We start from the raw sequence: 11,207 nt of genomic DNA, 5'->3' as shown, positions 1-11,207 counted from the left end.
CGCCCGGGCCGCAGCCGGCTCCGGCCGACCGGCAGCCCGCCCCGGACCCGACCCCGGCCGTCCCGGCGCGGCCGATCCCGCCGCGGCCGATCCCGCCCCGGCCCGCGGCCGCGCCCGCCGACGAGGGCGCGATCGTCGCGGCCTTCGAGGGCGACGGCCTGGAGATCCACCTGCAGCCGGTCGTCACCCTGCCGCAGCGCAAGGTGGTGGCCTACGAGGCGCTGGCCCGGCTGCGGATCGGCGGCCCCGGCGCGCCGCCGGCCGAGCCCGAGGTGTTCCTGCCGGTGCTGGAGCGCTACGGGCGCACCACCGAACTCGACCGCCGGATGCTCCAGCGGGCCACCATCGTGGCGCGCCACCTCGCCCGGCGCGGCAGCGAGACCCTGCTGACCTACGGGCTGTCGCCGCTGTCGCTGTTCGAGCCCGGCCTGCTGCGCGAGCTGGCGCGCACGGCCGCCGACGATCCGGCCCTGGCCGGCCTCACCATCGCGCTGCCGCAGGAGAGCTGGCGCCGTCTCGACGCCGGCCAGCGGGGCCTGCTCGCGCCCCTGCAGGGTCGGATCGGGTTCAGCCTCGACCGTCCGGACGACCTCCGCTTCGACGCGGCCGAGCTGGCGGCGCTCGGCATCGGGCAGGTCAAGGTGCCGGCCGAGATGCTGCTCCGGCCCGGCACGAGTCGCGGCAGCCTGTCGGACATCGCCCTCGAGGACACCGCGCCGGCCCTGGCCCGGGCCGGGATCCGCGTCGTCGCCACGGGCGTCGCCGACGAGGCCGACGTCCCGGACCTGATCGATCTCGACGTGCCGTTCGCGCAGGGGACGGCTTTCGCGGCCCCGCGGCCGGTGCGCGCGGAGGTCCTGGCGGCCCCGCCCGCCGAGGAGCCGACGCCCCCGCCGGAGCCCGAGCGGCGCCCGTTCCGGTCGGTCCTGCGCCGGGCCGTGTGAGGGCTTCGGGCCGCCCGCCGAGCCGCGTCACCAGTAGATCTGCAGGCGCGCGATCACCGTGTCGACCGAGAACGGGCGGGTGCCGAGGGTGTCGGACTGGGCCTCCCCCGGCCGCACGCGCCCGTGGACGACGTTCCCGATCAGCCGCAGGTTGGGCTCGGGATACCAGCTCAGGCCGAGGGTCACGTCCTGCTCCATGCCCCCGCGGAAACCGCGGGCGTCCAGGTCGACGGCGCTGTAGCGCGCCGCCAGCTCGAACACGCCGATCCCGCCCCGGGAGAGCCGCTGCGCCTCCGGAACCGTCACGCCCCGGAAGGTCGCGTAGGTCGTGCCGCTCTGCGGCGTCAGCGCGTAGGCGCGGCCCTCGCCGTTGAGCACCAGGGCCGCCTCGACATAGCCGCCCTGGAAATCGAGCGCGGCGCCGGGCTGGCCGGGACCGGGGAACGGCTGCAGCTCGGCCCGGATGTACTCGGCCTGCACCAGGAGCGGGCCGCGGCGATAGGCCAGCTCGGCGCCGAGGCGCGACACGCTGGCGGCGTCGGGGAGATCGCCGGTATCCACCAGGGGGCGCTCGAACAGGAAGGCGCCGGCGGGGCTGGAGAAGCCGAAGGCGCCGTCCGACCGCGACCGGGTGCGGAAGACCCCGGCGAGCCCGAGATGCAGGGTCTCGTCCCCGGTCATGATCGGCGCGACGGTGGCGCGGGCCGCCACCGCGACGCCGTCCCCGTCGATGCCGCTGCTGGCGGCGTTGCCGAACACGCCGGCCACAGCGGTCCAGTTCTTCCCGTGATGTCCGGCCGCGAAACCGAAGCGGCGCTCCGGCACGAGGGCGTTGGCCACCGAGCGCTCGGCGAACAGCGTGTCGTTGTTGCTCTGCAGCCATTCCAGGCTGAAGGGCTCCTTCATGTTGCCGAGGGTCAGGATCGTGTCCGGCAAACCCTTCCAGGCGACCAGCGCGTCGTTGATCGGCAGCATCGGGTCGGCGAAATCGTACTGGAAGGCGATCACCCAGTCGCGGCCGATGGTCAGCGTCGGCTCGATCCAGGCCCGGCGCACGGCGACGTTGTCGGGGAAGGCCTCGGGCAGGTCCGGCCGGCCGAAGCCCGCCGCGCCGCCGTCGATGTGCAGCCGGCCGCCGATCTGGAGCTTCACGTCGGGTTCGGGAAAGGTGAGGGTCAGCCCCTTCGCGTCGTAGCGCAGGCGCTCGCCGGAGGGGCCGGCCATCCCCTCGAACGCGTCCTCGCCGGCGCCGGCGGGACCCGCCAGGGCGAGGGACACGGCCAGGACGGCCGGTGCGGTGCGCGTTCCGATCACGGGAGCAGCAGAGAACAGGTCGGCCGGGCGGCGCCAATCACTTGGCGCAGTCAAAGCCGGAAATCCGCGCATCGTGGCCCGGCGGCCACGACCGCCGGCGGACGGACCGGCGCCGGCCTAGACGGCGCGATTGTCGATCAGCCGGGTCCGGCCCAGGAAGGCCGCGGCGATCACGCGGGCCGGGCCGTCGACCCGCTCCACCGGGACCAGGGTCCGGGCGTCGCAGACCGCGAGGTACTGGACGCGGAACCCCGCCGCCTCCAGCGCCGCCCGCCCGGCGGCGATCCGGCCGGCCACGGGGGTGCCGCTGCGGGACGCGGAGGCGATCTCCGACAAGACGGCGTGGAGCTTCGGGGCGACGGCCCGCTCCTCGGCCGAGAGGTAGCGGTTGCGCGACGACAGCGCGAGGCCGTCGGGCTCGCGCACGGTCGGCACGCCGCGGATCTCCACCGGGAGGTCGAGATCCGCCGCCACCTGCTGGAGCACGCGGAGCTGCTGGAAGTCCTTCTCGCCGAACAGGGCGACGTCCGGCCGGACCTGGTTGAGGAGCTTGGTCACCACCGTGGCGACGCCGGCGAAGTGGCCGGGCCGGAACGGCCCGCACAGGCCGTCGGTCAGGCCGGCGACCTCGATCCGGGTGGCGAAGCCGGGCGGGTACATGGTCTCGACGCTGGGCGTCCAGGCGGCGTCCGCGCCGGCTCGCGCCAGCAGGGCCAGGTCCGCGTCGAGGTCGCGGGGGTAGCGGGCGAAATCCTCGTTCGGGCCGAACTGGGTCGGATTGACGAAGATGCTGGCGACGGTCCGGCGGCCGATCCGCCGCGCCTCGGCCACGAGGGCGAGGTGCCCGTCGTGCAGGGCCCCCATAGTGGGGATCAGGACGACGCGCTCGCCCGCCGCGCGCCACGCCGCCACGCATCCGCGCAGGGCGGCGAGGTCGCGGAAGGACTGGAAGGTCGACTCGGACACGGCACGGGCTCCGGGGGAGGGTGGGGCCGGTCTAGAGCATGATGGGGAGCGGTGGAATCCGGCAGTCCGGTCACGGTCCGCGCGGTCCCGGTCGGCGTCAGGGGCAGTAGGGCAGGAGTGAGCGTCCGAACGGGTCGTCCACGCCGGGCGGCGGCGTGAAGCCGTAGTAGCTCGGATGCCCCAGGCCGTACTCGGAGCCGACATAGCTCGGATCGTCCGGGGCGTTGGTGGGCACGGGCGCCCGCCGGGGCGTGCAGCCCATCGGCGCGGGACGGGACCGGAGGGCGTAGACCGGCCGACGATCGAGGCCGTCGTTGCGCGGGAAGAAGCGGGGGCTGCCACCCGCGCCCGTCTCGACGCCGCCGCGGATGTCGAGGTCGGCCGCGCGGCCCGATCCGGCGAGCAGCAGGACGAATCCGAGCGCCGTCACCGCCCTGCGCGTCGTCGCCCGCATGCCGCCTCCATCCCAGCCGGAAGGCGGCACCGTGCGACGGCAGGGTAAACGGACGCTTACCGCGGGATCACGCGAGCGGCACGACGAGGGCGTTCAGGACGCCGACGAGGTCGCCCTCGGTCAGCCGGATCTGCAAGCCCCGGCCGCCGCCGTTGACGTGGATCTCGGCCGCCGGGTCGGTCAGGGATCCGGCGTCGATCGCCGTCGGGAAGGGGCGCTTCTGACCCAGGGGGCTGATCCCGCCGACATGGTAGCCGGTCAGCCGCTCGGCGTCGGCCGGCTTGAGCATGGACGCGGCCTTGCCCGAGAAGGCGGCGGCGACCCGCTTCATCGACACCTCCTTGTCGGAGGCCACGAGCAGGCAGACCGTCCGTCCGTCTACCGACGCCATCAGGGTCTTCAGCACGCGTCCCGGGTCCACACCGAGCGCCTCCGCGGCCTGCAGGCCGATGCGCGGGGCGTCCGGATCGTACGCGTAGACGTGGAGGCCGTGGCGGATGCCGGCCTTGTCGAGGGCGAGCGTGGCGCGGGTCGTCTTGGCAGATGTCCTGGTGGGTGTCTTCATGGCTCGTTCGGTCAGGTGGACTGGGCGCGCGCGGCGATGAGGCGGGCGATCTCCGCGTAGGCCGCCGCGCAGGCGTCGGGGGAGGCCGTCGATCCCGTGACGTAGACCGCCACGAGGATCGGCGCACGCCCCGGCGGCCGCAGGATCGCCACGTCGTTGACGGTGCCGTTGTCGCCGCTCCCGGTCTTGTCGCCCGCGCTCCAATCCGGCGGCAGGCCGGCCCGCAGGCGTTTCCGGCCGGTCTCGCAGGCGACCATCCAGGCCTCCAGCCGGTCGCGCGAGGCCGGCGACAGGGTCGTCCCGAGGAGGATCCGACCCAGGGTCGCCCGCATGGCGTCCGGCGTGGTCGTGTCGCGCGGGTCGCCGGGCAGGGCGGTGTTGAGGGTCGGCTCGGTCCGGTCGAGGCGGGTGACGGGATCGCCGGTCGTCCGCAGCCACGCGGTCAGCGCTGCGGGGCCGCCGAGATCCGCCAGGAGCAGGTTGGCGGCCGCGTTGTCGCTCCAGACCAGCGTCGCCGCGCACAGGTCGGCGACGCTCATCCGCCCGGTCCCGCCGCCGGCCTCCAGCGCCTTCCGGGTGACCGGGGCGTAGCTCAGGAGATCGCCGGGACCGTAGGTGACGATCCGGCCGAGGGTCTCGCGGCCGGCATCGACCCGCGCCAGGACCGCCGCCACCGCCAGGACCTTGAAGGTGCTGCACATCGGGAAGCGCGCGTCGGCGCGGTAGGCGGCGAGGACGCCGTCCGCCGAGGCGGCCGCGATCCCGAGGCGGCCACCGAGTCGGCGCTCGATCGCGGTCCAGTCCGGCTCCGCCTCGACGGCGCGCGCGGGGAGGGCGAAGGGCGCGGCGAGCAGGCCGAGGCCGACGGCGCGGCGGGTCCAGACGATCATGGCATCCCCGTTCGAGATCGCGGCCGCGCGCCCGGGCGCGTCACCGCGACGCCGGGATGGTATAGGGCGGCCGCGCGTGTTTCACGTGAAACTCCGCCCCTCCGCGCGGCCCTGTGGGACCATGAACGAGACCGACACGCTCTTCGCCCCGGCCAGCGGCTTCGGCCGGGCCGCCGTCGCGGTCATCCGCATCAGCGGCCCGGCCGCGGGCGGCGTGCTCGCCACCCTGGGCGGCCGCCTGCCGACCCCGCGGCGGCTGTCCCTGCGGAGCCTCAGGGATCCGCGGGACGGCACCGAGCTCGACCGGGCGCTGGTGGCGTGGTTTCCCGGGCCGGACACCTACAGCGGCGAGGATATGGCGGAGCTGCACCTCCACGGCGGCGCGGCCGTGCGGATGCGCGTCCTCGCGACCCTCGCCCGCCTTCCCGGATGCCGGGCGGCCGAGCCCGGGGCGTTCACGCGGCGGGCGGTCCTCAACGGCCGGATGGATCTCGCCGAGGCGGAGGCCGTCGCCGACCTGATCGACGCCGAGACCGAGGGCCAGCGCCGGCAGGCCCTGCGCCAGCTCGACGGCGCGCTCAGCAGGCAGGTGGCCGCGTGGCGCGCGGAGGCGATCGACTGCCTCGCCGCCGCGGAGGCCGCGCTCGACTTCGCCGACGAGGGGGACGTGGACGATGCCGGGCTCGACGCCGCGCTGTTCGACCGCGCCGCGCGCCTGCGGGACGCGGTCGCCGCGACGCTGCGCGACGGCCACCGCGGCGAGCGCCTGCGCGAAGGATTCACGGTGGTGCTGGCGGGGGCGCCCAACAGCGGGAAGTCGACGCTGCTGAACGCCCTGAGCCGGCGGGACGTCGCCATCGTGTCGGACAGCCCGGGGACGACCCGGGACGCCATCGAGGTGCGGCTCGACCTCGGCGGCCTGCCGGTCCTCCTAGTCGACACGGCCGGGCTCCGCGAGACCGCGGAGCCGATCGAGGCGCAGGGCATCGTGCGGACCCGGGCGCGGATCGACACGGCCGATCTGGTGGTCGCCCTCGTGCCCCCCGGCGGTGCTGTCCCGGATCTCGGGCCGGGATGCCGTCCGATCCTGATCGTCCGCACGAAGGCCGATCTTTTTGCCGGCTCACAGCCCGCCGGCGACTCGGCCGACGTGACGGTCTCGGCCCATACCGGCGCCGGCATGGACGCCCTGCTCGACGCGATCCAGGCCGCGGCCGAGGACGGTCTCGGCACCGGCGACGCGCTGATCACCCGCGCCCGTCACAGGGCCGCGCTCGAGGCCTGCGTGGCCCATCTCGACCGCGTCTCCGGGAGCGCCGGCGGTCTGCCGGAGCTGGCCGCGGAGGACCTGCGGCTCGCGGTCCGGGCGCTGGGCGAGGTGGCCGGCCATGTCGGCGTCGAGGACGTCCTCGACCGGCTGTTCAGCGGCTTCTGCATCGGGAAGTAGATCTGTAGCTGGCAACCCATCGGGCGGAAACCGGCCCGGCCGGGCGCCGTCGCCGGCTCCCGCAGCCCTGCGCGGCGGCGCTACCGGGGAATCCGCAGGATCCGCGGCCGCCAGATCCCGAGCGCGACGTTCGCGGTCGCGACCGCCAGCAGGACCCACAGGGTGCCGCGCTCGCCGGTCAGCGAGACGGCCAGCGCCGCTGGATCGACGAGGCCCGCGAGCGCGCGGGCGCTCCGCTCCGCCTCCTGCTTCATCGGGCCCTGCACGTAGACCAGCCCGCCCTCGAACATCAGGACCCCGGTGGCGAGCTTCAGCCAGGCCCACCCGGCATTGAGGAAGGCGCGGTTCAGCGCCATCGCCAGCAGGCCGGACATCAGCGTCACCGCCAGGGCGGGCAGGAAGATCCAGGTGGCGACGGCGCCCATGGCGCCCCGCGTCGCCGCGTAGCCCGCCAGGGCGGACGGCGCGGGCGACAGGCTCAGCATGACGACCAGGGACGCCATGGCCCCCAGCAGCCCCGCGGACCCCATCGTGTGGAGGAACTTCAGCAGGCGTCGCACGGCGTCTCACCCGGGCCGTTTCGGCGCAGCCTAGCGCGGGGCATCGGGGGGCGATAGCGGCGCGCCGGTCGCAGGGCTTCCGGCCGAATCCCCCGCCGTCCCCGCGAGCGGAGCGACGCCGTCCAGCCGCGCCACGCTGATCGAGGTCGCGCTGCCCTGGGGCGCCTCGCTGCGCTCGCGACGACGGCGTGGCCCCTCAGCTGCGCAGGCCGGGCGCCTCCTGGCCGGTGCGGGCCACGTACTCGGTGTAGCCGCCGCCGTACTGGTGGATGCCCTCCGGGGTCACCTCCAGCACCCGGTTCGACAGCGCGGCCAGGAAGTGCCGGTCGTGGGACACGAACAGCATCGTCCCCTCGTAGTTGGCCAGCGCCTCGATCAGCATCTCCTTGGTGCCCATGTCGAGGTGGTTGGTCGGCTCGTCGAGCACCAGGAAGTTCGGCGGGTCGTAGAGCATCAGCGCCATGACCAGCCGGGCCTTCTCGCCGCCCGAGAGCACCCGGCAGCGCTTCTCGACGTCGTCGCCCGAGAAGCCGAAGCAGCCGGCCAGCGCCCGCAGGGACCCCTGGCCGGCCTGCGGGAAGGCATCCTCCAGGGTCTGGAACACGGTGCGGTCGCCGTCGAGCAGGTCCATGGCGTGCTGGGCGAAGTAGCCGAGCTTCACGCTGCCGCCGACCGTGACCGAGCCGTCGTCGGGCGCGGTGGTGCCGGTGACGAGCTTCAGCAGCGTCGACTTGCCGGCGCCGTTGATGCCCATCACGCACCAGCGCTCCTTGCGCCGCACCGAGAAGTCGAGCCCCTCGTAGATCGTGCGGCTGCCGTAGCGCTTGTTCACGCCCTTGAGCATCACGACGTCGTCGCCCGAGCGGGGCGCCGGCTGGAACTCGAACGCCACCGATTGCCGCCGCCGGGGCGGCTCGACCCGCTCGATCTTGTCGAGCTTCTTCACCCGGCTCTGCACCTGGGCGGCGTGGGAGGCCCGGGCCTTGAACCGCTCGATGAAGGCGATCTCCTTCGCCAGCATGGCCTGCTGGCGCTCGTACTGCGCCTGGGCCTGCGCCTCGTTGAGCTTCCGCTGGCCCTCGTAGAAGGCGTAGTCGCCCGAGTAGGTGGTGAGCGCGCCGGCGTCGATCTCGATGATCTTGGTGACGATGCGGTTCATGAACTCGCGGTCGTGCGAGGTCATCAGCAGAGCGCCGTCGTAGCCCTTCAGGAACGATTCGAGCCAGATCAGACTCTCGATGTCGAGGTGGTTCGACGGCTCGTCGAGGAGCATCACGTCCGGGCGCATCAGCAGGATGCGGGCGAGGGCGACGCGCATCTTCCAGCCGCCCGAGAGGGCGCCGACGTCGCCGTCCATCATCTCCTGGCTGAAGCTCAGCCCGTCGAGCACCTCGCGGGCCCGGCCCTCCAGGGCGTAGCCGTCGAGCTCCTCGAACCGCGCCTGGACCTCGCCGTAGCGCTCGACCAGGGCGTCCATCTCGTCGGCGCGGTCCGGGTCGGCGAGCGCCGCGCCGAGCTCGGCGAGCTCGGCCGCCACCGCGCTCACCGGGCCGGCGCCGTCCATCACCTCGGTGACGACGCTGCGCCCCGACATCTCGCCGACATCCTGGCTGAAATAGCCGATGGTGATGCCCCGGTCGGCGGCGACCTGCCCCTCGTCGGGCTGCTCCTGGCCGATGATCATCCGGAACAGGGTGGTCTTGCCGGCCCCGTTCGGGCCGACCAGCCCGACCTTCTCGCCCCGCTGGAGGGCGGCCGAGGCCTCGATGAAGACGAGCTGCCGCCCGTTCTGCTTGGTGATCTTGTCCAGGCGTATCATGGGGCGGGCGCTGTCCGGGAGTATCCCGGCCGCTTACGGCATCGGCCGACGCGGCGCAAAGGCGGGGTGCCGCAGTGCGGGATAACGCTTGCGTCCGGCGCAGGCCTGGGCGCATCCCGGGACCCAGGATCAGGCTCGGCCGTTGCCCTGGGCAACAAGAGGATCGCGATGCTGTTCGGTTGGTGGATGACGGGCCTGGACATGGCCATGCTGGGGCTGGAGGCACAGGGCGTGATCGCGCAGCGCATGGCGATGTTCGCCCTCGGCGGCCCGGCGGCCCAGGCCGAGGCGCAGCTCATGGTGACCGAGAAGATGCTGGCCGCCGGCGAGGCGGCGCTCATGCTCGCCGCGGGCGCCTCGAACGGCAAGGTGATCCGCAGCTACCGGCGGAAGGTCCAGGCCAACGCCCGGCGGCTGAGCCGGGGCTGAGGCGCGCGCCCGCCGGGTTTCGGCACGCCGTCATCGCGAGCGCGGCGCGGCGATCCAGCGGCGCCGCAGCGGACGACGGCGTGCTGCCCCGGGCCGCGTCGCTCCGCTCGCGACGACGGAGCCAGCTCGCGCAGCCGCGAGCCGGCCTCAGTTGTTGGCCGTCCGGAACGTGTCGCAGGACTTGGTCTGGCCGCTCTTGTAGCCGGCCATGAACCAGCGCTGGCGCTGGGCCGAGGAGCCGTGGGTGAAGGAATCCGGCACCACGTAGCCCCGCGAGCGCTGCTGGAGCGCGTCGTCGCCGATCTGCGCGGCGGCGTTCAGCGCCTCGTCGATGTCGCCCTTGTCGAGCTCGGCGTACTTGTCGTTGGAGTTCTTGGCCCAGACGCCGGCGAGGCAGTCGGCCATCAGCTCGATCCGCACCGAGAGGGCGTTCGCCTCGGTCTTGCTGGAGGCCTGCTGCTGGCGGGCCTGGACCTTGCCGAGGATGCCGAGCACGTCCTGGACGTGGTGGCCGACCTCGTGGGCGATCACGTACGCGTAGGCGAAGTCGCCCTTCACGCCGAACTTCGAGGCCATCTCCTTGAAGAAGCCGGTGTCCAGATAGACCTTCTTGTCGAGCGGGCAGTAGAACGGGCCCATGGCGGCCTGGGCCGAGCCGCAGCCGGAGCGGGTGCCGCCGGTGTAGAGCACCAGCGTCGTCGGGGTGTACTGCTTGCCGGTCTGCTGCGGCAGGATCTGGCTCCATACGTCCTCGGTGTTGCCGAGGATCTTCGAGGCGAACCGGCCGCTCTCGTCGGTGGGCGCCTGGCGCCGCTTGGCCTGGGTCTGCGGGTCGACCTGCTCCTGCTGGCTGCGGCCGCCGCCGCCGATCTGCTGGGCCCCGCCGATCAGGATCGCCGGGTTAATGCCCGTGAAGTAGCTGATGATCAGCAGCACCACGATGGTGCCGATGCCGAGCCCGCCGGCGCCGCCGCCGGGAAAGCCCATGCCGCCCCCGCCGCCGCCTTCACCGCGCCGATCCTCGACGTTGTCCGAGCTGCGTAGATCTTCCCAGCGCATGGTTGGGTCCCGCCATCGATGCTGCGCCGGCCGCCCCGGGCAGCCCACGATTTGCTGTGCGTCGTCGTGTCCGGCCGCCGGGGCACCGGCAGCGGGAACGAAGCTCTAATGGCGGGAGGGGAGAGCCGGTTCCGTCACCCCGGTCAAGCTCGCGGTCACGCTTTCCCGTCGAGGAGGGCGCGCAGGGACCGGAAATCCCGCCACGCCAGCCGCTTCTGGACCGGCTGGCGCAGCAGGAAGGCGGGGTGGAGGGTGGCGAGCAGCTTCACCTCGCGGTTCGGCAGCTTGTACGGGAACAGCCGGCCGCGGGTCCGCAGGATGCCGTCCTTGGTGCCGGTCAGCGTCTGGGTCGCGGGCGCGCCGAGGCAGACGATGATGTCCGGGTCGACGAGCTCGATCTGGCGCTCCACGAAGGGCCGGCAGACCGCCACCTCCTGGGGGGTCGGGTTGCGGTTGCCCGGCGGCCGCCAGGGCACGATGTTGCCGATATAGGCGCTCGTCCGGTCGAGCCCAACCGCCTTCATCATCTTGTCGAGGAGCTGGCCCGAGCGGCCCATGAACGGCTTGCCGATCCGGTCCTCGTCGGCGCCGGGCGCCTCGCCGAGAAACATCACCCGCGCCTCGGGATTGCCGTCGGCGAAGACGAGGTTCTTCGCCGTGAAGCGCAGCGGGCAGGCGTCGAAATCCGCGAGAATCCGCTCGAGCTCGTCGAGGGACTTGGCCTGCCGCGCCCGGGCGCGGGCGTCGCTCGCGGCCTCGT

General features: G+C 73.7%; 12 protein-coding genes. 3 read left to right on the top strand and 9 right to left on the bottom strand.

Going from position 1 to position 11,207, the window contains the following annotated elements:
• The coding region (locus ME121_RS31625) for an EAL domain-containing protein (protein WP_491892932.1) at positions 1–944 on the top strand (944 nt) is incomplete at its 5' end.
• A gap of 27 nt (positions 945–971) precedes the next feature.
• Here the strand turns inward: ME121_RS31625 and ME121_RS31620 are convergent.
• The 5 genes from ME121_RS31620 to bla all read right to left on the bottom strand — a co-directional run bounded on the left by ME121_RS31620 (position 972) and on the right by bla (position 5,133).
• Positions 972–2,258 carry an OprO/OprP family phosphate-selective porin gene (locus ME121_RS31620; RefSeq protein WP_059410248.1) on the bottom strand — a complete coding sequence of 429 codons (1,287 nt, stop codon included), beginning with the start codon at positions 2,256–2,258 and terminating at the stop codon, positions 972–974.
• A 117-nt stretch (positions 2,259–2,375) separates the two neighbouring features.
• Positions 2,376–3,224, bottom strand: coding sequence for a pantoate--beta-alanine ligase (gene panC / locus ME121_RS31615; RefSeq protein ID WP_059410247.1), 849 nt, complete (start codon positions 3,222–3,224; stop codon positions 2,376–2,378).
• A gap of 97 nt (positions 3,225–3,321) precedes the next feature.
• Positions 3,322–3,678, bottom strand: coding sequence for a hypothetical protein (locus tag ME121_RS31610; protein WP_024828984.1), 357 nt, complete (start codon positions 3,676–3,678; stop codon positions 3,322–3,324).
• A gap of 67 nt (positions 3,679–3,745) precedes the next feature.
• On the bottom strand, positions 3,746–4,243 hold the full coding sequence (locus ME121_RS31605) for an aminoacyl-tRNA deacylase (protein ID WP_059410246.1): 498 nt from the start codon (positions 4,241–4,243) through the stop codon (positions 3,746–3,748).
• Between the two features lie 11 nt (positions 4,244–4,254).
• Positions 4,255–5,133 carry a class A beta-lactamase gene (bla, locus tag ME121_RS31600; RefSeq protein WP_059410245.1) on the bottom strand — a complete coding sequence of 293 codons (879 nt, stop codon included), beginning with the start codon at positions 5,131–5,133 and terminating at the stop codon, positions 4,255–4,257.
• Between the two features lie 121 nt (positions 5,134–5,254).
• Between bla and mnmE the strand changes: the two genes are divergently transcribed.
• Complete coding sequence (gene mnmE / locus ME121_RS31595) at positions 5,255–6,580, top strand: tRNA uridine-5-carboxymethylaminomethyl(34) synthesis GTPase MnmE (RefSeq protein ID WP_024828986.1); 1,326 nt, start codon at positions 5,255–5,257, stop codon at positions 6,578–6,580.
• Positions 6,581–6,660: 80 nt separating this feature from the next.
• Here mnmE and ME121_RS31590 read toward each other — a convergent pair whose 3' ends face one another.
• On the bottom strand, positions 6,661–7,140 hold the full coding sequence (locus tag ME121_RS31590) for a hypothetical protein (RefSeq protein ID WP_012321006.1): 480 nt from the start codon (positions 7,138–7,140) through the stop codon (positions 6,661–6,663).
• Positions 7,141–7,336: 196 nt separating this feature from the next.
• Positions 7,337–8,959 carry an ABC-F family ATP-binding cassette domain-containing protein gene (locus ME121_RS31585; RefSeq protein ID WP_053621249.1) on the bottom strand — a complete coding sequence of 541 codons (1,623 nt, stop codon included), beginning with the start codon at positions 8,957–8,959 and terminating at the stop codon, positions 7,337–7,339.
• Positions 8,960–9,127: 168 nt separating this feature from the next.
• On the opposite strand from ME121_RS31585, the gene ME121_RS31580 reads away from it, so the two are divergent.
• The gene (locus ME121_RS31580) at positions 9,128–9,388 is read left to right on the top strand and encodes a hypothetical protein (protein WP_012321004.1); all 261 of its coding nucleotides are present in this window, start codon (positions 9,128–9,130) and stop codon (positions 9,386–9,388) included.
• Positions 9,389–9,535: 147 nt separating this feature from the next.
• Here the strand turns inward: ME121_RS31580 and ypfJ are convergent, their stop codons facing one another.
• Together ypfJ and ME121_RS31570 are read right to left on the bottom strand one after the other, a co-directional pair.
• A complete protein-coding gene (gene ypfJ, locus ME121_RS31575; protein ID WP_024828987.1) occupies positions 9,536–10,447 on the bottom strand; it encodes a KPN_02809 family neutral zinc metallopeptidase in 912 nt (303 codons plus the stop codon).
• A 155-nt stretch (positions 10,448–10,602) separates the two neighbouring features.
• A partial coding sequence (locus tag ME121_RS31570) for a uracil-DNA glycosylase (RefSeq protein WP_059410244.1) occupies positions 10,603–11,207 on the bottom strand: 605 nt, incomplete at its 5' end.

The organism is Methylobacterium sp. ME121 (genome assembly GCF_000974725.1).
In the GTDB taxonomy this organism is placed as follows: domain Bacteria; phylum Pseudomonadota; class Alphaproteobacteria; order Rhizobiales; family Beijerinckiaceae; genus Methylobacterium; species Methylobacterium radiotolerans.
The sequence above is the reverse complement of the archived record's forward strand: the minus strand, read 5'-3'. Positions and strand labels throughout refer to the sequence as shown.

What these genes read in the sequence shown, in the direction of transcription:
- ME121_RS31585 (WP_053621249.1), bottom strand. Translation starts at nt 8,959, where the DNA reads ATGATACGCCTGGACAAGATCACCAAGCAGAACGGGCGGCAGCTCGTC.
- bla (WP_059410245.1), bottom strand. Translation starts at nt 5,133, where the DNA reads ATGATCGTCTGGACCCGCCGCGCCGTCGGCCTCGGCCTGCTCGCCGCG.
- ypfJ (WP_024828987.1), bottom strand. Translation starts at nt 10,447, where the DNA reads ATGCGCTGGGAAGATCTACGCAGCTCGGACAACGTCGAGGATCGGCGC.
- mnmE (WP_024828986.1), top strand. Translation starts at nt 5,255, where the DNA reads ATGAACGAGACCGACACGCTCTTCGCCCCGGCCAGCGGCTTCGGCCGG.
- ME121_RS31610 (WP_024828984.1), bottom strand. Translation starts at nt 3,678, where the DNA reads ATGCGGGCGACGACGCGCAGGGCGGTGACGGCGCTCGGATTCGTCCTG.
- ME121_RS31605 (WP_059410246.1), bottom strand. Translation starts at nt 4,243, where the DNA reads ATGAAGACACCCACCAGGACATCTGCCAAGACGACCCGCGCCACGCTC.
- ME121_RS31580 (WP_012321004.1), top strand. Translation starts at nt 9,128, where the DNA reads ATGCTGTTCGGTTGGTGGATGACGGGCCTGGACATGGCCATGCTGGGG.